This is a genomic window from Arcticibacterium sp. GJ41-1 (assembly GCF_055808875.1).
Genome location: NZ_CM147888.1, coordinates 3,739,291 through 3,761,646, shown reverse-complemented (window position 1 = coordinate 3,761,646; position 22,356 = coordinate 3,739,291). Strand labels below are relative to the sequence as shown.

The window sequence follows — 22,356 nt, the reverse complement described above, 5'->3', positions numbered from 1 at the left end:
GGACGCCCAGTCTCGAATGACAACAGAGTTTGCTGCTTTTTTAAAAGAATTCAATAGATACACAAGCTATTGATGTGGAAACTGTTGGCAAATTCTTCGGATTAAATGGGAAGAAACTACAGCGGCAGTATAAGAATCATCTAAGCAATTTCAAGAACTGGAAGCAGAAACGAAGAGCCAAAGAATGGCTAGTTTACCCACAAAATATGGGAGAATATCTATCAATAGATGAAACTAGCCTTTCAGATGGAGAACTTTATACTATTCTTACCAACAAAGAAGCGAAAGGCAAAAAAGAGTATTGTTACCACTATAGTTAGGTACTAAAGCGACTGGTATCATGACAGTCTTAGGCTAAGTACTAGTATCTAATTGTAAGAGAGTCGAAGAAGTAACCCTTGACATGGTTCCTAAAGTGGAATTGGCTAGCAATAAATCATTTCCTTGGTAAAACGAGTTACCTACAGGTCCTATTACAAGAATTAGTAAGGGGTGGCCGTGCCAGAAATTAGAATTAAAGACCAACGAGAAACTCTAGACAAAGAGATTAAAGATAATAATGTTGTCGAACTTCCAAGAGCAAAGAGACTCTCTTACAAGCCCGAGATACTTAGTAATGATGATATGCTAAAGTCGTTTTTGGTAAGAAGCAGATATTACTGTATAAAATAACCAGTAAACTGGTTTAAGTCTTAAGTCGAAAGAGTTGCTCTATTATTTGAATGCTATCCCGATATTGAAAAGCATTTGGCTAGGGCATCAAACTCGCTGAAATATACGACAAGACCAGTTACCAAGTATATGGCTGGGCTAGATTAGCCAAATAGCATGAAGAAGTAAGGCAGGTTTCAAATTATTTAACTCTATTGGCAGACATTTGAACATTACTTAAGAAATATTTTACTGTTTTGATAATAGAAGTACCAATGCTTTAGCCGAATCTTCCAAGCGAGGCGTCGCAGTGTGGCAAGATGAATCCTTTTAGGTCTAGATTTAGAGAAGTCGGAAATGTTGAATTCCTCATTATATAGACTTTGTCAAATTTATGCTAAAAAACTCATCTCTCAGGTTTTGCTCTTGAGGCAGTATGTTCTTACATTATAATAGTGTAAGTTTTGATTTATGAAGAATTTGAGAAAGTAGTATTAAAAGTGCGATAGGCATATCGTGACAAGGTAAATCTGTTTTGTAAAGAGCGAACCTAAGGTTTGGGTATCCACTAAAGAGGTAGGTGTTGAGAAGGGGTGGTTATTTTAAATAATTTTTAAGGATACCTATATAAACGCTATTGTGGTTTCTGAATGATTAAGAGGTGGAAATTGTTTATTTAGTTTGGAGAAAGGAGGGGAGTTAGGGAGAAGATAGCCATCTTCCTAATTATAACCGAGAGGATTAATATAACGATTTGAAGAAGAATTATAAACGTTAAAATTAGTTGGAAGAGGTTGTGCTTGATTTCAAGGATGTTAAGTAAAGATGTAAGAATTGGTTGTTTATTAAAGGTTGCGATTAAGGAATTTTGTTTTACCTTTGCACTCCCGTTACAGAGGAAGGGGAGAAGTTCATTGTTAGTTGGGTTTTGTTTTTGAGAGTAGGGGGAAATAAATATTCATTTCTTTTTGGTGATTAAAAATAAAGCTTTCATCTTTGCAGCCCGTTAGGAAAACGAAGGAATTAAGATAGAGGGAGTGAGGTTTTATATGATTTCACAACTGATTAATTTTCAGAGTTAGAGAGGCGGAGAAGTTCATTGCGAAGGGGTTTTGTTTGGCTGAAAGGATTAGAAAAAAAAATATTTAATTTCTTTTGGTGGTTAAAAATAAAGCTTACATCTTTGCAGCCCGTTACGAAGGAAACGAATTTGGAAACGGAAAAAGAAGGAGCGTAATTAGCTTCACAAGCTTGCGAAATTCTTAGGAATTAGCAGGATAAAGTTCATTAACTTATTGATATATATATAGACGGACCTTGAGTCACGGACTTTTTCAAAAATAGTAATTTACTATGGAGAGTTTGATCCTGGCTCAGGATGAACGCTAGCGGCAGGCTTAATACATGCAAGTCGAGGGGTAGATGAGTACTTGTATTCATTGAGACCGGCGAACGGGTGCGTAACGCGTATGCAACCTACCTTTATCAGGGGAATAGCCCAGAGAAATTTGGATTAATACCGCATAATAGATTGAATGGCATCATTTGGTCTTGAAAGATTTATTGGATAGAGATGGGCATGCGTAAGATTAGCTAGTAGGCGAGGTAACGGCTCACCTAGGCTACGATCTTTAGGGGCTCTGAGAGGAGTAACCCCCACACTGGTACTGAGATACGGACCAGACTCCTACGGGAGGCAGCAGTAGGGAATATTGGTCAATGGACGAGAGTCTGAACCAGCCATGCCGCGTGCAGGAAGACTGCCCTCTGGGTTGTAAACTGCTTTTATATGGGAAGAAAAGACTCTTGCGAGAGGCATTGACGGTACCATAGGAATAAGCCACGGCTAACTACGTGCCAGCAGCCGCGGTAATACGTAGGTGGCGAGCGTTATCCGGATTTATTGGGTTTAAAGGGTGCGTAGGCGGCTTTTTAAGTCGGTGGTTAAAGGTAGCAGCTCAACTGTTTTACATGCCATCGAAACTGAAGAGCTTGAGTTATCAGGAGGCAGGCGGAATTTCTGGTGTAGCGGTGAAATGCATAGATACCAGAAGGAACACCTATTGCGAAGGCAGCTTGCTGTAGATACACTGACGCTGATGCACGAAAGCGTGGGGAGCGAACAGGATTAGATACCCTGGTAGTCCACGCCGTAAACGATGATTACTAGTTGTTGGAGATATACATTCAGTGACCAAGGGAAACCGATAAGTAATCCACCTGGGGAGTACGCCGGCAACGGTGAAACTCAAAGGAATTGACGGGGGTCCGCACAAGCGGTGGAGCATGTGGTTTAATTCGATGATACGCGAGGAACCTTACCTAGGCTCTAATGTGAGCGAATTATCCAGAGATGGATAAGTCAGCAATGACGCGAAACAAGGTGCTGCATGGCCGTCGTCAGTTCGTGCCGTGAGGTGTTGGGTTAAGTCCCGCAACGAACGCAACCCCTATTAACTGTTGCCAGCATTTCGGATGGGGACTCAGTTAAGACTGCCTACGCAAGTAGAGAGGAAGGAGGGGACGACGTCAGGTCATCATGGCCCTTACGCCTAGGGCGACACACGTGCTACAATGGTTGGTACAGAGTGTAGCGAGCTAGCAATAGTCAGCCAATCACAAAAAGCCAATCACAGTTCGGATTGGGGTCTGCAACTCGACCCTATGAAGCTGGAATCGCTAGTAATCGCATATCAGCCATGATGCGGTGAATACGTTCCCGGACCTTGTACACACCGCCCGTCAAGCCATGGAAGTTGGGTATACCTGAAGCGGAAGGTTAAAGACTTCGTTAGGGTAGAATCAGTAACTAGGGCTAAGTCGTAACAAGGTAGCCGTACCGGAAGGTGTGGCTGGAACACCTCCTTTTTAGAGATAGCTCATCATTTATGATGAGTGAAATAAACAAAGAAGAAAGTTCAACGACAAAGTACAATCAGCAATGGTTGTATGACTACTTATAGAGATATGAGTACCTATCGCGAGATAGAAAGAGGTTTCGTCTATATATATATTCAATAGGTTGACATTAAAGAGAGAATTGAGTGAGCGACCTAAGAGGTGGCGGGCTCAAAACGGGCCTGTAGCTCAGGTGGTTAGAGCGTTACACTGATAATGTAAAGGTCCGTGGTTCGAGTCCACGCAGGCCCACTTTAATTAGCGAGGACTTAGGTCTAAGCGAATGAGGGGGATTAGCTCAGCTGGCTAGAGCACCTGCTTTGCAAGCAGGGGGTCATCGGTTCGACTCCGATATTCTCCACGAGGCATGATTGCCTATAAAAAATTAATAAGGTATAGCGTTAAGTAGCTATACTTCAGACTTAATGAAGTTCTAATGTCCCTTCCAGGACGTATAAGACGGTAAGTAGTTAAGAAAGAGTTCATTGACATGATGAGAAAGACTGAGAAGAAAGAATTATTTAAGAGAACTATGTAAGAGCGTATGGGGGATGTCTAGGGTCTCAGAGGCGATGAAGGACGTGATAAGCTGCGATAAGCTACGGGGAACAGCACATCTGTATTGATCCGTAGATTTCCGAATGGGGCAACCCTTCCTAATGAAGTTAGGAAATTCTATCTAATAGAAGGCGAACGTGGGGAACTGAAACATCTAAGTACCCATAGGAGAAGAAAACAACAGTGATTCCGCAAGTAGTGGCGAGCGAACGCGGAGAAGCCCAAACCGAGATTGTTACGGCAATGTCGGGGTTATAGGACTGCATTTAGGAAGATTTTTAAACTTGAATCACTTGGGAAAGTGAGCCGTAGAGCGTGAGAGCCGCGTAAAGGTAAGAGAAGTCGGACGAGCAGTATCCTGAGTAGGTGGGGGCCGGTGAAACCCCCTCTGAATTCAGCTGCACCATCAGCTAAGGCTAAATACTCCTGAGACACCGATAGCGAACTAGTACTGTGAAGGAAAGATGAAAAGCACGGGGAATACCCGGGTGAAATAGAACCTGAAACCGTACGCTTACAAGCGGTCGGAGCTTCTTTATGAAGTGACGGCGTGCCTTTTGCATAATGATCCTACGAGTTACGGTATGTGGCAAGGTTAAGGTATGAAGTACCGAAGCCGAAGCGAAAGCGAGTATTAACAGTGCGTTTAGTCGCATGCTGTAGACGCGAAACCTAGTGATCTACCCATGGTCAGGTTGAAGTTCCGGTAACACGGAATGGAGGACCGAACCAGTATACGTTGAAAAGTGTTTGGATGAACTGTGGGTAGGGGTGAAAGGCTAATCAAACTAGGAAATAGCTCGTACTCCCCGAAATGTTTTTAGGAACAGCGTCGGTGTTGAGTCTTGTCGAGGTAGAGCTACCAATTGGATGCGGGGGAGTCACATCCTACCAAATTCAGATGAACTCCGAATGCGATAAGATATAACCGGCAGTGAGGGCTCGGGTGCTAAGGTCCGAGTCCAAGAGGGAAAGAACCCAGATCTACAGCTAAGGTCTCTAAATCTATACTAAGTTGAACTAAGGAAGTCTGACTGCAGAGACAGCCAGGATGTTTGCTTGGAAGCAGCAATCATTTAAAGAGTGCGTAACAGCTCACTGGTCGAGCGGGGCGGGCATCGATAATAAACGGGCATAAAGTATAGTACCGAAGCTTAGAATTTGTAATTTTTATTACAAGTGGTAGGGGAGCATTCTGTATGCAGTGAATGTGTCTGGTAATGGATGCTGGAGCGTACAGAAAAGCAAATGTAGGAATAAGTAGCGATAATGCATGTGAGAAACATGCACACCGAAAGACTAAGGTTTCCTCCGCTATGCTAATCAACGGAGGGTTAGTCGGATCCTAAGGATAATGCGAGAGCAGAAGCCGATGGGAATCAGTTTAATATTACTGAACCTGTTATAAATGCGACACGGGGACGGATTTTGAAGCTTTGCACGTACTGACGGAATAGTGCGTAGAGGGGACGCTTAGGCAGAACCGAGTAGGGGGACAAGGTTCCAAGAAAAGCCGTTAAGCTCTAGTTTATAACAGACCGTACCGCAAACCGACACAGGTAGTCGAGGCGAGAAGCCTAAGGTGCTCGAGTGATTCACGGCTAAGGAATTAGGCAAATTAACCCTGTAACTTCGGGATAAGGGGAGCCTCCATAATAAAATGGAGGCCGCAGAGAAATGGCCCAGGCGACTGTTTAGCAAAAACACATGGCTATGCGAAGATTAATGTCGACGTATATGGCCTGACACCTGCCCGGTGCTGGAAGGTTAAAAGGGGGGCTTAGCAGCAATGCGAAGGTCTGAATTGAAGCCCCAGTAAACGGCGGCCGTAACTATAACGGTCCTAAGGTAGCGAAATTCCTTGTCGGGTAAGTTCCGACCTGCACGAATGGTGTAACGATCTGGGCACTGTCTCAGCCGTGAGCTCGGCGAAATTGTAGTGACGGTGAAGATGCCGTCTACCCGCCACGGGACGGAAAGACCCCGTGAACCTTTACTATAGCTTAGCATTGGGACTGGGTAAATAATGTGTAGGATAGGTGGGAGACTTTGATGCTGCGTCGCTAGGCGTAGTTTAGTCGTTGTTGAAATACCACCCTTTATTTATCTGTTTCCTAACTCCCAGAGGGAGGACATTGCTTGGTGGGTAGTTTGACTGGGGTGGTCGCCTCCAAAAGAGTAACGGAGGCTTTCAAAGGTTCCCTCAGTACGGTTGGTAACCGTGCGTTGAGTGCAATAGCAAAAGGGAGCTTGACAGAGAGACCTACAAGTCGATCTGGGTCGAAAGACGGATATAGTGATCCGGTGGTTCTGTATGGAAGGGCCATCGCTCAAAGGATAAAAGGTACTCCGGGGATAACAGGCTGATCTCCCCCAAGAGCTCATATCGACGGGGAGGTTTGGCACCTCGATGTCGGCTCGTCACATCCTGGGGCTGGAGAAGGTCCCAAGGGTTGGGCTGTTCGCCCATTAAAGTGGCACGCGAGCTGGGTTCAGAACGTCGTGAGACAGTTCGGTCCCTATCTGTGGTGGGCGTAGGAAGTTTGAGAGGCTCTGATTTTAGTACGAGAGGACCGAATTGGACATACCGCTGGTGTATCTGTTGTCTTGCCAAGGGCACGGCAGAGTAGCTACGTATGGACGGGATAAACACTGAAAGCATCTAAGTGTGAAACCCACCTCAAGATGAGACTTCCATAGAGGAACGTTGGAGATTACGACGTAGATAGGCTATAGGTGTAAGTGCAGCAATGTATGTAGCCGAGTAGTACTAATGAACCGATAAGTTCTCTTTTTTATATAATTTATTCTACTCAGTCTTTCTTCATCTCAATGATTTTAATTGCGAAAGGCTTAAAGTCGAAGGCAGAAGTAAAATCGTTAATGTCAGTTTGTTGATTTAGATATGAACTAAATTCATCAAAAGAAATTGGTTCAGTGATGAACCTGAAGATTTGATGGTGTTTATAGGACGGGTGTCCACCTCTTCCCATTCCGAACAGAGAAGTTAAGCCCCGAACCGCCGATGGTACTTGGATCAAACCTGGGAGAGTAGGTAGACGCCGCATTTTTATTAAACCTCAATACGTAACGTGTTGGGGTTTTTTTATGCATGAATAGTTGGTCTCGTCTGGGTAGGTAGACGGACTACGCGTCCCGACACCCTTTTTAGTAAACCTCAATACGTAAAGTGTTTTTTTTTATGCCTAATAAATTAGAGGAAACTTAGAACAGTTCCGTATATCTAGGGTCGGAGATGTAATTGAACGGATACATTGGAGTGACCTCTAGACTTAGAAAATCAAACGGGGCAAGAGCAAAGGTTGAGGGAAGAATAGATTGAAATAGATTGGGAATAGTCTAAAAAGAATGAATTGAACACTTCGAAATTAATTTTTCGAAGATCTGTTGGGTCAGAGGTAATATAGATAGGAGTTTGTAAAATGCTCCATTACCTCGCATAGTAATAGATCCTTTGTTTAGATAAGCTAACTTTAAAAACACGGTTTGCATAATAATAAGTAGAATGCACAATTTTAATTTCCAAGAATGTAAACATTCCCAAAATTCCTTTTTCTTTGTGAAGAATTAGAGTTGAGGTGAAAATCTGACATCCGGCTCATTAATAAAAGCTAAAATAATAGACAAACAATAAACCAAACATGTCAAAAGTAATCATCATTGGTGCAGGAGGTGTAGGAACGGTAGTTGCTCATAAATGTGCCATGAACAATTCTGTTTTTACAGATATTATGTTGGCGAGTCGTACTAAATCTAAGTGCGATAAAATAGCGACAGATATCAAGGAAATGCATGACGTAGAAATTTCTACAGCCGGTGTCGATGCCGATAATGTTCCTGACTTAGTGGCTTTAATAAAGTCATTTGGTCCTAAAATGGTTATCAACGTGGCATTGCCATATCAAGATTTAACTATCATGGATGCTTGTCTAGAAACAGGTGTACATTATATCGATACAGCCAATTATGAACCTAAAGATGTAGCCAAATTTGAATACAGCTGGCAGTGGGCATACCAAGAGCGTTTTAAAGAAGCGGGATTGATGGCACTTCTAGGTTGCGGTTTTGACCCAGGTGTTACACAGGTGTTTACGGCTTATGCCAATAAACATTACTTTGACGAAATGCATTACCTAGATATTATCGACTGTAATGCAGGTGACCACGGAAAAGCTTTTGCTACCAACTTTAATCCTGAGATAAACATCAGAGAGATTACGCAGCCAGGAAGATATTGGGAAAATGGCGAGTGGAAAGAAATAGAAGCTTTAAGTATTCACAAGCCAATAGATTATCCGAATATTGGAGAGAAGGAGTCTTACGTGCTTTATCATGAAGAATTGGAGTCTTTAGTAAAGAACTTCCCAACGCTTAAGAGAGCACGTTTCTGGATGACTTTTGGTCAAGCTTATATTACGCACTTACAGGTTTTAGAAAATATAGGAATGACGAGCATAGCTCCAATCAATTTCCAAGGCCAGCAAATAGTGCCTTTAGAATTCTTGAAAGCGGTACTGCCGCCACCAGAGTCTTTAGGAGAAAATTATACGGGTCAAACGTCAATTGGTTGTCAAATTAAAGGAATCAAAGATGGCAAAGACAGAACATATTATATCTGGAATAATAGCGACCACGCTTTGGCTTACAAAGAAGTGCGTTCGCAGGCGGTTTCTTATACCACAGGTGTGCCGGCTATGATAGGTGCCATGCTAATGCTGACCAATGAAGATTGGATGAAGCCAGGTGTTTATAACTGCGAAGAACTAAACCCAGATCCATTTATGGAAAAATTAAACATTCATGGTTTACCATGGAATGAGAAGGTAGATATTGAGTTACCTCATACGTATTAATTCAAACGATTTATTGGTCTCAGAAATAGTTAAAACTATGCAATTTATTGCATTTCGCTTTCAGCTTCTAAAAATGTGCTATTTTGGTATATGGATTTTCAAAGATCAAACGGGCATAGTATTTCCAGACTTACAGTTCACATAGTGTGGTCAACAAAATATCGCCATGCAGTTCTAAGTGGGGATATCAAGCTTCGTTGTCGTACCTTGTTGATACAGATTTGTGAGGCAGAAGGAGTTCAAATATTGAAGGGAGTCGTTTCAAAAGATCATGTACACATGCACCTGGAATACCGTCCCTCTCAGTCGATAAGTCAATTGGTTAAACTGCTAAAAGGACGTTCATCGAGGAAGTTGCAAATGGAGTTTCCTGAATTGAAGAAGCGTTACTGGGGTCGCCATTTCTGGGCAATAGGCTTTGGTTGTTGGAGTACTGGAAATATTACCGATGAAATGGTTAACGAGTATTTGGATCATCATAGAAATCCAAATGAGAGTAATAATACTAATTTTATCGTCGAATAGGCAGACTTTCAGTCTGGACTCAAAACTATGGACTTTCAGTCCATAGTGGTTTATTTTGAATTTAAAAATGACGCTTCCGTAAGGGGGCGTCATTTTTTCGTTTTAAAGAACTGAAATTGTTTACTTATACGGAGCGGATTAGTTTCGATGATTTAACAACTGTCAGTCCGAGCGAAGGCGAGGACTTGTTATAGTACATGGGAGTATGTAGAACTGTTCTCCTTTTCTAAAGGCTGGCAGGATTTGTAATAGAGGATAGGGATATGTGAGACTGTTCTCGGCTACGCTCGAACTGACACACGACTACTGCCTGCTCTTTTGTTTCACGATATCAAACGAAACTCGCATTTAAAAGCTAATTTTGAACAACAAAATCAACCTTAAATCAAGAGCTATGATAAACAAACTACTCATCCTTCTTTTATTTTGTGCCGCTTTGGTGGCAACTGCACAAGAAAAACCTAAATGGGATATCAGCGAGCCAGCACTCCCATATTCTGAACTTAAAATAGAAACAGACGAAGGCACTTGGATGAATTTGGACGTGAGTCCAGACGGAAAACAAATTGTTTTTGATTTACTTGGAGATATTTACGTCATGCCGATTTCAGGTGGCGATGCAAAATTAATTAGTGGCGGACATGCTTTTGAGGTGCAGCCTAGATTTAGCCCAGACGGAAAGAAGATAAGTTTCACTAGTGATAGAGGTGGGGCAGATAATATTTGGATGATGAACACGGACGGTTCTGACGCTACACAAATCACCAAAGAAGATTTTAGATTGGTGAATAATGCCGTTTGGAGCTTGGATGGCGAGTACATCATTTGTAAAAAGCATTTTACGTCTAGGCGTTCTTTAGGGGCGGGGGAGATTTGGATGTATCACACTTCTGGAGGTAAAGGCATTCAATTGACCAAAAGAAAAAACGACCAACAAGATGTGGGAGAACCTTGGCTCTCACCTGACGGGAAGCATGTTTACTTTAGCGAAGACATGTACCCAGGCGGAAGTTTTCAATATAACAAAGACCCAAACAGTCAAATATATGTCATTAAGAGATATAGCTTAGAAGATGGAAAAACGGAGACGGTAACAGGTGGTTCTGGCGGAGCTATTCGTCCTGTGATTTCTCATAATGGTGAGTTGATGGCTTTTGTGAAACGAATTAGAGAGAAGTCGGTATTGTATCTGCATGACCTAAAATCAGGAAAGAAGTGGCCTATTTACAGTCAACTAAGTCAAGACCAACAGGAAACTTGGGCTGTTTTTGGTGCCTTCACGGGTTTCAATTGGACACCAGACGATAAACATATCATAGTATGGGCACAAGGTAAGATTAGAAAAGTTGAAGTTAGCTCAGGCGAATCTACTATTATACCTTTCAAAGCTACAGCGAACCATAAAATTGTCGATGCTCTTAGATTTAGGAATGAGGCTGCACCAGACCAGTTTACGGCTAAAGCAATTCGCCATGCAGTGACTTCTCCAAATGGTGAACTTTTGGTGTTTAATGCTGCTGGCTATTTATGGAAAAAGCCATTGCCAGATGGTAAACCTACTAGACTGACAAATGGCGGAGATTTAGAGTTTGACCCTTCTTTTTCAAAAGATGGTTCTAAGGTGCTTTTTGTTACTTGGAATGATGAAAATATGGGAGCTATCCAGCTTTTGGATTTAACTAAGTCTAACGCTCAGCCTCAAAAATTAAGCACTGAAAAGGGGATTTATAGAACGCCCACTTTTTCGCCAAGAGATGAAAATCTTATAGTTTTTAAAAAGGAAGGTTCCAATAGAGAGTTGGGCTATGAATACACCAAGAACCCAGGGATATACCTTTTAAATACGAATACTAAGAAGACAGAACGAATAGTAGAAGGTGGGGAATATCCAATTTTTACACAAGATGGAAAGAGGGTTTATTATCAAGAAGGTGGCTTAACCAAAACCCTATGTTCTGTCAATTTAGCAGGAGGAGACAAGAAAGAACTTATTAAATCAAAGTATTCTCAAAGGCTGGTACCAAGTCCAGATGATAAATGGGTAGCTTTTACTAATTATTTCAAAATTTATATTGCAGCTATTCCTAAAACAGGTCAATTGATTGAAATTGATAATAACTCCAAGAGTTTGCCGATAGCTCAGGTGGCAAAAGATGCAGGCGATAATATTCACTGGTCAGGAGATAGTAAGAAATTGCATTGGACACTGGGTGAGCAATATTTTAGTAAAGAGATTAATCAACGTTTTGCCTTTTTGCCAGGTGCTCCAGATTCTATTGCTGGTCTTGATTCTGTAGGTTTAAAAATAGACCTAGTGCTAAAAGCTGATAAACCTGAAGGCAAAATAGCTTTTACCAATGCCCGTATCATCACCATGAAAAATGACAAAGTTATTGAGAGTGGAACGGTGCTTATTGAGGGTAATAAAATACTGGGAGTAGGACGCGTTTCAATTCCTAAAGATGCTAAAGTTATTGATGCCTCCGGCAAAACCATCATGCCAGGTTTTATTGATTCACATGCTCACCTTGGGCAATTTGGAACGGGGCTTAACCCTCAAAAGCATTGGGAGTATTATGCTAATTTGGCTTATGGCGTTACAACAACGCACGACCCGTCATCCACATCTGAATTGGCTTTTTCTCAGTCTGAAATGGTTAAAACGGGTACAATGGTAGGCCCTAGAATCTTCACCACGGGAACCATCTTGTATGGAGCAGATGCTCTTTTTAAGGCTAATATTAATGATTATGAAGACGCCAAATCGGCAGTTTATAGAACTAAGGCTTATGGAGCATTTACCGTTAAAAGTTATAACCAACCTCGCAGAAATCAACGTCAGCAAGTCATTAAGGCTGCTCATGATTTAAAAGTGGGTGTGGTGCCTGAAGGTGGTTCTACTTTATATCATAATTTAACTATGATTCTAGATGGGCACTCTAGTATTGAGCATAATATTCCTGTAGCCCCACTTTATAAAGATGTTATTCAGCTTTGGGGAGCTAGTAAGACCTCTTATACACCTACTTTAATAGTAAATTATGGGGCAATAAATGGGGAGTATTATTGGTATCAAAACAGTAATGTTTGGGAAGATAAGAAGCTGTTGACCTTTACACCTAGAGATATAATAGACGCTAGGACCCGACATAGAACCATGGTACCCATGGAGGAATATGAAAACGGCTATATCAAAGTTTCTAAAAGTGCTAAAAAACTGAGTGATGCTGGTGTAAGAGTAAATCTTGGTGCTCATGGCCAGCGTCAAGGACTCGGCGTTCATTGGGAGTTATGGATGCTGTCTCAAGGTGGCATGAATAACATGGAAGCTTTAAAAACGGCCACTACTAATGGTGCTCTTTTGTTAGGCATGGAAGATGAAATAGGTTCTTTAGAAAAAGGAAAGCTTGCAGATTTAATCGTCTTAGATGAAAACCCATTAGAGGATATTAGAAATTCAAATACGGTTATCTGGACTATGGTAAATGGCAGACTTTATGACGCTAATACCATGAATGAAAAAGGCAATTATGACAAGCCTAAAGGCAAATTCTTCTGGGAAGAAGAAAATGCCGTTTTAAACTTTGAGAAATGATAAATAGGTATTAAACGTCATTTTGACACTGATTATTTAATTCAAAGCTTATAACTAAATATTTAGTTATAAGCTTTGTTTCTTGAAATAATCCTTCTACATTGAGTTTGAAAGCTGGCCAGCAGCCTGTCTAATACTAGTTAATTTCTTTAAAATATTCCGGAATTTCTGGCAGGGGATTTCTTTGACCAAAAACAAATTTCAATGATGGAAAATGAGAAAGATTTACAAACACTAGACGACATGCTTTTTGAAGGAAAAAATAAAGCCTACGGTGCTTATGACCTTCGCAAAAAGTATAGCTCACATCTAACTAAAGCTTTTATTCTGGGCGTTTCGGGCGTCGTATTTATTTCACTTAGCAGTTTTTTTGTGGTGAAGTCACAAAAAGTGCCAAAGGTTATAGATGAAACCCCTTACATCATACATGATTTAGAAGATTGGTTCGAGCCAAAAGTAGAATTGCCAAAAGGAGAAACATTTCAACCTCCCGTAAAGCAAGAAGTACTGAAGCAGGTAGTAATCCCCGAATTTGTGGAACCCGTAGCAGACAATAAAGATATTCTGGAAGTGGATTTGCCTACGGAAGAAGAAATTGAAACAGCTGTAATTAGTACAATTAAGCAAGAAGGAAAGGTGTCAACTAGTCCTTTTGATAATTCTGGACCTAAAATTCAAGAAGGACTTGCTATTAAAGCTCTAGCACCGCCCGTTCCGCCAAAAGAAGAAAAGGAGTTTTTGAGGTCTGAAATTATGCCTGAGTTTAATGGTGGACTAAAGAAAATGTACAAATGGCTCGGGAGAAACTTAAGATACCCTCACAATGCTGCTGCAAATGAGGTAGAGGGCAAGGTAATAGTGACATTTATTGTAGAGAAGGATGGTGGCATATCTGATGTGAAAGTTTTAAAAGGAATAGGTTTTGGCTGTGATGAAGAGGCCGAAAGGGTCATTAAGAAAATGCCTAAGTGGAAAGCAGGTATTCAAAATGGTAAGGCTGTGAGAGTTAGATATACCATTCCTTTGAGTTTTCAAATTAACTAGAACTTGAAAGTGTCTCATCCATCAAAAGTGAGGCACTTTTTTTTGTAAAACATGTGTTCACAATAATGCTAGGAATTATGTATGAATAATTGTATAATTGATGGAAATATTTCAATAAATAGATTTTGGTATGAGTTTAAAAAAGTGGGCATACGGAATTAAGGGTAAAGTGAAGATTGCAGCAGTACTCGGTGGTGTACTTTCTCTATTGCTTTGGAGTAATTTGATGGACAGGAAGCGTGTAACACAGCTTCAGACGTCGTTTTCGGCTATATATGAAGATAGATTGATGGTGGAGAGTTTTATATTTGATTTATCGTCTATCCTGCATGAAAGAGAGCAGCTAATAATAACCAGTTTAAGTTCAAAAGAATTAAATGATGCAAGTAAGGCTCACTTGAAGGCCTTAGATAGTAAAATGATGACCATTGTAGATGATTACGAGGCTACCCGATTTACTGATTTAGAAAAGCGTGTGTTCTTGGAGTTTAAGGAGCTTATACCATCTATTTCCCAAATGGGGTATAACTTGCAAGAGAATGACTTGGCTCAAACCAACAAGACACTTACCCATAAAGGGTTATCTAAACTTACTGTACTGTCTAATATTCAAACCTCAGAAGGGCAGCGACTGTGGGAAGAGACCAAGGCTATCATGCTTCAAAAACAATCTTCTTCGCAATTTGAAATCATTTCCTTGATAGCTCTAGCCATAATGATTCAGGTGCTTTTATTTTCTTCTACATCTGTTTTCAAAAAAATACAGCAGAAACCGCATTTGAACTAAGGGAAATTGCAACTTTTGTAAAAAAAACAAACTGTTGTAATGGATATTTCATCAATACCCTCTCCTTGTTACGTTTTAGAGGAAGCCAAACTTATAGATAACCTAAGGTTAATTAGCTCTGTTCAGGAGCAAAGTGGCGGCCATATTATATTGGCTTTGAAAGGTTTTTCTATGTACAAGATGTTTCCGCTGGTCAAACAATATTTGAGCGGAGCCACGGCTAGTAGTTTAAATGAGGCCCGTCTCATATTTGAGGAGATGAAATGCAAGGCTCATACCTATGCCCCAGTTTATAAGGAAAATGAGTTTGACGAATTAATGAGCTATAGTTCGCATATTACTTTCAATTCCTTAAACCAATTTGAACGTTTTAAAGATAAGGTAGCCGCTAATAAAGAGCATATATCTATGGGTTTGAGAATAAATCCGCAGTATGCTGAGGTAGAAACAGATATGTATAATCCCTGCATAGTGGGGAGTAGACTAGGTATTACCAGAGAAGCTCTAGGAGAAACACTACCAGAAGGCATAGAAGGATTACATTTTCACTCTTTGTGTGAGAATGACTCTTTTGTTTTAGAAAGAACGCTTGTTCATGTAGAAGAGAAGTTTGGTGACTTGCTGCATCAAGTTAAATGGCTAAACATGGGCGGAGGTCATCTTATGACACGCTCTGGCTATAATATTGGGCATGTAGCTAAGCAAATTGAAAGATTAAGGAAGACCTATAATATTGAAGTGATTTTGGAGCCGGGTTCGGCCATAGCTTGGGAAACAGGCGTTTTGGTGTCAACAGTTCAAGATATTGTGGATGCTCAGGGAGTCAATGTTGCTATTCTTGATGTTAGTTTTGCTGCACATATGCCAGACACTTTAGAGATGCCTTACAAACCACGTATTTTAGGAGCATATCAGACCGAACTTCCCGGAAAATATAACTACAGAATGGGTGGAACCACTTGTTTAGCTGGTGATTTTATGGGCGACTATGCGTTTGACGAGCCTTTAAAGATTGGAGATAAAGTGATTTTTGATGATATGATACATTACACCATGGTGAAAACTACCACATTTAATGGTGTTGCGTTGCCATCTATTGGTGTTTTGTCGACAAATGGGGAGTTTGAGCTGCATAAGAGCTTCGGATATGAGACTTTTAAAGAAAAACTATAAACCTTTGATCTTCTAAACTATGGAGTTAAATGAATAATTGAATTCATAGTTGAATTTGATTAACCACCTTCATCATAAATATATAGGTATTGAAAAAAGTACTACTAATATTTCTTTGTGCTCTGAGTATTTCGGCATCTGCACAGATAGAAAAACAGGATTTCTTTATTCCAGCTTCAAAAAATGGAATGACGCTAGGCCAAGTAGCAGAAGAAAAGTTTAAAGAGTTTGGTTTAGAAATTATTTTTCAAAACGAAGGGGTTAAAAATACCCTAATTCAAAACATTCTGGTTAAAAGGCATTTCTTTGATTATGTGGAAGATACTTTTCCTAATCTTATAGGCTTGAGAGTGAAAGACCAGCTATATGTGGTACTTGAAAACTCGCTTAAATCTAAGTTATACGACGAAGATGGCAACCTTAATTTATACTTCAGACCATTAGACGCCTCATCGGTGAAAGGAAGGTTGGTAAACAAGGCCGACTATACTGCCGTAAATGATGCAGTAGTTTATAACCCGGATACTAGAACAGGTTCAGCTGTAGATGGCTCTGGAGTTTTCGAAAGTAACTTTTACAACGATTTTCTTCAATTAGAAATAAAGCACCCAGGTATTAATAAACAAAGCCTTGTATTCATAAGGCATAAATCTGGGGAGTCTTCGCTTATAGATATTCCTTTAGATACAAAGCTAAATTATTTAGAAGAGTTAAGAGTAACTGCTACTAAAGCTGATGCTAATGTGAGCGATAATCGCTCAGGTATTCAGAAAATGAGTATTCAAACCATTAAGCAAATTCCAACTTTTTTAGGAGAGATAGACCCAATAAGAAGTATTACTACCATGCCAGGAGTTACCTCAAGTGGTGATTTGGGTGCTGGCTATAATGTTAGAGGAGGTGAAACAAGTCAAAACTTAATTCTACAAGATGGGGCTTTGATATTTAATCCAAGTCATTTGTTTGGATTCTTTTCTTCGTTTAATCCTGATATAATTCAGAGCATTCAGCTTTTAAAAGGTTGTGGGCCTTCTAGTTATGGTGGCAGGGTAGCTTCTGTTTTAGATTTACGTACTAGAAATGGTGATGTAACTAAATTTAAAGTAAAAGGTGGTATAGGATTAGTATCTAGTAGATTAACTGCGGAAGGGCCTATTGAGAAAGGAAAATCATCATTCTTAATTAGCGGAAGGAGTTCTTATTCTGATTGGTTAATTCATCAGTATGATGACATTGATTTGAAAAACTCCACAGCTAAGTTTAATGATATTTCAGGTAAGCTATTTTTCACTTTTAGCGAAGACGATATCTTAACGTTTACTGGGTACAGAAGTGCAGATGATTTTAGACTGGGGAGTTCGGAAACCTATTCATGGGAAACTGCGAATGTTTCATCTAACTGGAACCACAAATTTACAGATAAGCTAAGGTCTGACTTAGTGTTGGCTTCGAGTAATTATAAATCTTCAGAATTAAGTGACGACGAACTCTTTGGCTTTATTAATAAAAATCAAGTAAATGTTCTAACAGCAAACTTGAATTTCAATTATTTAAAATCGGAGAAATACGGATTAGATTTTGGTTTTAGTGCCAATAGATACAAAATTCTACCAGGTGAGTCTAGACCAAATTCAGTAAGAAGTCAATCTGAGCCTTTAGATATAAACTTTCAATATGGACTAGAGCTGGCTGGTTATATTGAAAACAGTATAGACATTACTCCAAAGTTAGGAGTAGATTTAGGACTGCGTTATGCACACTTCCTAAGACAAGGTCCTGGTGAAATTTATACGCTTAATTATGAGGTTAGAGACGGAAGACTACCAAGTGTTTCTGATAGCGAAACTTTTGCAAAAGGTGATGTGGTTTCACAGTCTTCTGGTTTTGAGCCTAGGTTTTCATTAAGATATAACTTAAAGGAGTCATCATCTATTAAAATGGCTTTTTCTAGGACTCAGCAGTTTGTGCAGCAGGTTTCTCCTACTATTAGTCCATCACCAATAGACTATTGGGTACTAAGCAGTAATAATCTTAAACCTCAACGTAGTAACCAGTTTTCATTAGGCTACTTCAGTAACTTTAATGAAAACAAACTAGAGGCCTCTTTAGAAGCTTTTTATAATAAAACATTTAACTCCTTAGACTACCTAGATGGTGTTGATTTAAAATTAAATCCTTTTTATGAAGCAGGTTTGGCTCAAGGCTTGGGAGAGGCTTATGGTTTAGAATTTTTCTTAAAGAAGCGTGGTGGCCTTTTTAATGGTTGGATAGCCTATACGCTATCTAAGAGCTGGCGTACATTTAATAGTGAGTTTGAGGGACAGTCTATTAATGAAGGAGTGAGATACCCTTCTACTTTTGACCAGCCTCATCAATTATCTGTGGTGATGAACGTTAATATGCCTAACAGGGTAGTATTCTCATCAAATATCACTTATAACAGTGGTAGACCTATCACAATTCCTATTTCGAAGTATTCATATGATGATTTACTGTCTATTAATAATTATTCAGGAAGAAATCAGTTTAGAACGCCAGATTATATGAGATTGGATATTTCTTTTGCTTTTAATGGAAAGCATATAGAAGATAAATTACTTTCTGGTGATTTGATATTTTCTGTGTTTAATCTTTTGTCAAGAAAAAATGCATACGCTATATGGTTTGACAATACTGGACAAGCGTTTAAGACTTCTATTTTGGCGTCAATGTTTCCATCTCTTACGTACAACTTTTCTATAAACTAAAGAGCTGTGAAAAAATATTGGTTTTTCGTAATCGCTGTTGGGTTTACTTCCTGTTTGGAAAAGTATGATTTCAACGTATTGAACTTAAATGAAGGTTTGGTGGTAGAAGGCTCTATCTCAAATGTTTCATTTAATGAGTCTCAGGGTTTTCCTTCTGTTGGACGTTACTTTCAGGTAGAACTATCAAAGACTAGTGATGTAGACAATCAAAGAGATGAAAAGGTTAATGGAGCTACGGTTAAAATTAAAACCAGCGAAGGACAAGAGTTCTTATATACTGAAAGTGGTTTAGATGATGGCATTTACTTATTAAAAGACGATTTATTCCATGCAAACGGTACAGCAGAATATCAATTACAAATAATACTTGAAGATGGGCAGTTGATTGAATCTGATTGGGAGGCATTACCTGCAGTAGAGAACACGCTAGGTAGTTTAGAATACATAGAAGATAGTAGAGAGCAGTATGTATTTGAAGCTGGCGAAAAGGTGATAGGCGTAGGAAAAGGGATAAAGTTAGAATTGAAAGTGCCAGAGGGGGACTTTGAAGAAAATCAATTGGTAAAATGGACCTTTGACCCTTTTTGGACGTATTCGGCAGCTTTACTTGATTCAGATAGTCCTATTAAAAAATGTTGGGTTTCTTCAAATCTATATCTAAAAAATGTTGTTTTAGGAAAGTATAAAAAAGGCGGTTTTGGGCAGGAGCTATTTTTTATAGAGACAAAAGGAAACTGGCGTTTATATGATTATTTCTCCGTTTTGATTCATCAAGAAAAATTAAGTCCTGGCTATTATCAGTTTTGGAAAGATTTAGAAGCACAGGGAGACAAAGGAGGGCTTTTTGACCAGCCACCTTTTGGTTTATCAACCAATTTTACTAATACCAACGGTAATTGGACGGTGAATGGTTATTTCGGAGTAGTTAATGAAAGTACAGTTCGTTGGACATTCGACCCTGAAAATCTATCTTATATTATAGAAGATGATTTGTATGACTTTTGCCTTGCCAATGCTCGGTTTGACCCTAGGCTACCCGCTGATCAATGTTATGATTGCAGGTCGCATACTTTAGGGACAGCTGTAAATACTCCTCCATTTTGGTGGGAAGAATAAAAAAATATAATAAGGTCTTTCACTCATGAAATGTGGTTTCGATATGTTGAATAATAATGAGTGTTTGGTTGAGAGGAGACAGGAATAGTATTATGAGAATAGTTTTTATATTTCTTTTTTTTATACTGACTTCGTGTAATGAGAAATACGATTTTAATGTTACGTCTGACTCGCCAGGGATAGTAATTGAGGCTTCTGTTTCTGACGTTTCGTATACCGAGTCAATTGATTTTCCATCTGAAGGCCGATACTTCAAGGTAAGGTTAAGTCAAACGAGCACCGTAGACAATGTTAGAGATGTATTAATTAGTGGAGCTCAAGTGGTCTTAAACGATTCAGAAGGTAACTCTTGGCAGTATGAAGAAAGCCCTGATGAAAAAGGATTGTATTATTTGAGAGATGACGCATTCGGGGCTCAGCGAGAGCTCCTATATCAATTAGCAATTAGTCTAGTAGAAGGACAGCATTTTGAGTCTGACTGGGAAAAGCTCCCTAATACCAAAAATTCATTAGGAGATGTGTCTTTTGATGAAGTTAGCAAGAGCGTATTTGAATATGAAGCTGGCGAACGAATCATAAAAGAAAAAGAAGGCGTTAATGTTAGAATTGATGTAAGCGGTGAGACAGCAGAAGAACCAAGGTTCTTTCGATGGAGTATTGACCCGCTTTGGCTTTATAAAGCAGAATTAACAGACACTAGATCACCAGTTAGGTATTGTTGGGTTACTTCTAGGTATAATTTCAAAGACTTTGTTCTACAAGAAGATAATGGTAAAGATGGCTATCAAAAAGAACTTTTCTTTTTAGAAACTAAAGGGAATGAATTTGTATATCAATATTTTTCGGCTTTGATTCATCAAGAATTGATGTCGGAGGGATATTATAATTTTTGGAGAGATTTTGAAGCTCAAAAAAATAAGGGCGGGCTTTTTGACCAACCACCATTTGGACTTCCAAGTAACTTCACAGCTACTAATAGCGATTGGACGGTTAATGGATATTTCGGCGTAGTAGCTGAAAAAACAACACGATGGGAATTTACAGTTGACATGCTTTCTTACAATGTCTCAAATAACTTAAAGGCGATTTGTGAGGAAATCAGTGACGGAACTGATCAATGTGTAAACTGCCTTCGATATAATATAGGAACACCAACTAATGTTGCTCCATGGTGGTGGACTAGAGAATTGTTTTAAATGAAGAAAACAGGTATACTATTCTTAGTGTTTCTCACTAGCTGTGTAGAAAAGTTTGATTTCAATATTACACGCGAAAACGAGGGTGTAGTTATAGAGTCTTATATCTCTAATATGTCTTATAACGAAAGCCTTGTTATACCTTCTGATGGAGAACATTTTAGAGTAAAAGTGAGTCAAATAAGCGATGTAGATAACATCAGGGATGTGAAAATAGAAGACGCCAGTGTATTCTTAAAAGATAGTGAGGGAAATGAATGGGAGTATACGCCCTCTAATATAACACCAGGTGAGTATGTCTTGTTTTATAATGATTTGAAGGCAAAGCCAGGTGTGAATTACCAGTTGAATGTGGTATTAAGCGGAGGGCAACATTTCGAGTCTGCTTGGGAAGCCCTACCAGAGTTTTCTAATGAAGAAATGGGCAACTTTGTTATAAGTGAAGAGGCTAAAGAAGAATACGTTTATGAAGCAGGAGAGCCAGTAGTTAAAGAAATTGAAGGACTTAATGTTTCAATACAGATTCTTCAAAAAACTAATGAAGAACAATACAATTATAGATGGTCTTTTGAACCACTTTGGATGTACAAAGCTACTTTAGCAGAGGTAGTAAGGTCTGATAGAGTAGACTGCTGGGTTAGAAATGATTTTTATCAGAGAGAATTTGTTTTAGGGCAAGTAAAGAATGGTGGGGTGCCTAAAGAACTTTTCTACTTGCAGACTAAAGGGAATGAAAAAGCTTTTCTATATTTCTCTACTTTAGTAAATCAAGATATACTCTCTGATGGTTATTATAACTTTTGGAAAGAATTAGAATCTCAAAAAAATAAAGGAGGCTTATTCGACCAACCACCTTTTGGCTTGTCTACAAATTTTAAGGCGACTAACAGCGACTGGACAGTCAATGGCTATTTTGGCGTGGTTGCTAGAAGTGGTAAAAGGTGGACTTTAGACCCTAAAGAACTGAGCTATATTATAAAGAATACCACTTATGATACGTGCTTACTCCGAATTAATGAACCAGGGCCAAAGGTAGACCAATGCTATTTCTGCGATGCTTATAATATGGGAGATGCTACTATTACCCCTCCAAATTGGTGGGAGTAAGGCTAGGCGATTATTGATGTGTTTTTTTATATTTTTACATCAAATCGTTCTATCTAACAGAATCCCTATGTCATTATTCATTGAA

At 39.5% G+C, this 22,356-nt stretch carries 11 protein-coding genes, 2 tRNA genes and 3 rRNA genes; all 16 read left to right on the top strand.

Annotated elements, in window-relative coordinates; all coding sequences use genetic code 11:
* Positions 1 to 74 precede the first annotated feature (74 nt).
* The 16 genes from AC0L6O_RS15610 (at position 75) to AC0L6O_RS15535 (ending at position 22,271) form a co-directional block, all read left to right on the top strand.
* Positions 75 to 320, top strand: a complete 246-nt coding sequence (locus AC0L6O_RS15610) for a hypothetical protein (RefSeq protein WP_473303624.1) — start codon at positions 75 to 77, stop codon at positions 318 to 320.
* 1,681 nt (positions 321 to 2,001) lie between these two features.
* Positions 2,002 to 3,519, top strand: a 16S ribosomal RNA gene (locus AC0L6O_RS15605).
* 208 nt (positions 3,520 to 3,727) lie between these two features.
* Positions 3,728 to 3,801 (top strand) — tRNA-Ile (locus tag AC0L6O_RS15600).
* A gap of 35 nt (positions 3,802 to 3,836) precedes the next feature.
* Positions 3,837 to 3,910, top strand: a tRNA-Ala gene (locus tag AC0L6O_RS15595).
* 163 nt (positions 3,911 to 4,073) lie between these two features.
* Positions 4,074 to 6,901: ribosomal RNA gene (locus AC0L6O_RS15590) — 23S ribosomal RNA — on the top strand.
* A 162-nt stretch (positions 6,902 to 7,063) separates the two neighbouring features.
* Positions 7,064 to 7,175: ribosomal RNA gene (gene rrf / locus AC0L6O_RS15585) — 5S ribosomal RNA — on the top strand.
* The 16S, 23S and 5S rRNA genes sit together here with 2 tRNA genes alongside, the layout of an rRNA operon.
* A 594-nt stretch (positions 7,176 to 7,769) precedes the next feature.
* Complete coding sequence (locus AC0L6O_RS15580; RefSeq protein WP_473303623.1) at positions 7,770 to 8,981, top strand: saccharopine dehydrogenase family protein; 1,212 nt, start codon at positions 7,770 to 7,772, stop codon at positions 8,979 to 8,981.
* A 90-nt stretch (positions 8,982 to 9,071) separates the two neighbouring features.
* Positions 9,072 to 9,506: an IS200/IS605 family transposase gene (tnpA, locus tag AC0L6O_RS15575; protein ID WP_473303403.1), complete on the top strand. Its 435-nt coding sequence runs from the start codon at positions 9,072 to 9,074 to the stop codon at positions 9,504 to 9,506.
* A gap of 394 nt (positions 9,507 to 9,900) precedes the next feature.
* On the top strand, positions 9,901 to 13,101 hold the full coding sequence (locus tag AC0L6O_RS15570; RefSeq protein WP_473303621.1) for an amidohydrolase family protein: 3,201 nt from the start codon (positions 9,901 to 9,903) through the stop codon (positions 13,099 to 13,101).
* 204 nt (positions 13,102 to 13,305) lie between these two features.
* Positions 13,306 to 14,145, top strand: coding sequence for an energy transducer TonB (locus tag AC0L6O_RS15565; protein WP_473303620.1), 840 nt, complete (start codon positions 13,306 to 13,308; stop codon positions 14,143 to 14,145).
* A gap of 130 nt (positions 14,146 to 14,275) precedes the next feature.
* The gene (locus AC0L6O_RS15560; RefSeq protein ID WP_473303619.1) at positions 14,276 to 14,932 is read left to right on the top strand and encodes an MCP four helix bundle domain-containing protein; all 657 of its coding nucleotides are present in this window, start codon (positions 14,276 to 14,278) and stop codon (positions 14,930 to 14,932) included.
* Between the two features lie 39 nt (positions 14,933 to 14,971).
* Positions 14,972 to 16,105 carry a carboxynorspermidine decarboxylase gene (nspC, locus tag AC0L6O_RS15555; protein WP_473303617.1) on the top strand — a complete coding sequence of 378 codons (1,134 nt, stop codon included), beginning with the start codon at positions 14,972 to 14,974 and terminating at the stop codon, positions 16,103 to 16,105.
* Between the two features lie 89 nt (positions 16,106 to 16,194).
* Positions 16,195 to 18,852, top strand: coding sequence for a TonB-dependent receptor plug domain-containing protein (locus AC0L6O_RS15550; protein WP_473303616.1), 2,658 nt, complete (start codon positions 16,195 to 16,197; stop codon positions 18,850 to 18,852).
* Between the two features lie 6 nt (positions 18,853 to 18,858).
* Positions 18,859 to 19,968 carry a DUF4249 family protein gene (locus AC0L6O_RS15545; protein ID WP_473303615.1) on the top strand — a complete coding sequence of 370 codons (1,110 nt, stop codon included), beginning with the start codon at positions 18,859 to 18,861 and terminating at the stop codon, positions 19,966 to 19,968.
* Between the two features lie 92 nt (positions 19,969 to 20,060).
* Complete coding sequence (locus tag AC0L6O_RS15540; RefSeq protein ID WP_473303614.1) at positions 20,061 to 21,164, top strand: DUF4249 family protein; 1,104 nt, start codon at positions 20,061 to 20,063, stop codon at positions 21,162 to 21,164.
* Entirely contained in the window at positions 21,165 to 22,271 is a 1,107-nt protein-coding gene (locus tag AC0L6O_RS15535) for a DUF4249 family protein (protein WP_473303613.1), read from the top strand.
* Positions 22,272 to 22,356: the final 85 nt, after the last annotated feature.

Bases quoted from the DNA above. Each gene is read 5' to 3' on its own strand.
- AC0L6O_RS15580 (WP_473303623.1), top strand. From the start codon at position 7,770: ATGTCAAAAGTAATCATCATTGGTGCAGGAGGTGTAGGAACGGTAGTT.
- tnpA (WP_473303403.1), top strand. From the start codon at position 9,072: ATGGATTTTCAAAGATCAAACGGGCATAGTATTTCCAGACTTACAGTT.
- AC0L6O_RS15570 (WP_473303621.1), top strand. From the start codon at position 9,901: ATGATAAACAAACTACTCATCCTTCTTTTATTTTGTGCCGCTTTGGTG.
- AC0L6O_RS15565 (WP_473303620.1), top strand. From the start codon at position 13,306: ATGATGGAAAATGAGAAAGATTTACAAACACTAGACGACATGCTTTTT.
- AC0L6O_RS15560 (WP_473303619.1), top strand. From the start codon at position 14,276: ATGAGTTTAAAAAAGTGGGCATACGGAATTAAGGGTAAAGTGAAGATT.
- nspC (WP_473303617.1), top strand. From the start codon at position 14,972: ATGGATATTTCATCAATACCCTCTCCTTGTTACGTTTTAGAGGAAGCC.
- AC0L6O_RS15540 (WP_473303614.1), top strand. From the start codon at position 20,061: ATGAGAATAGTTTTTATATTTCTTTTTTTTATACTGACTTCGTGTAAT.
- AC0L6O_RS15535 (WP_473303613.1), top strand. From the start codon at position 21,165: ATGAAGAAAACAGGTATACTATTCTTAGTGTTTCTCACTAGCTGTGTA.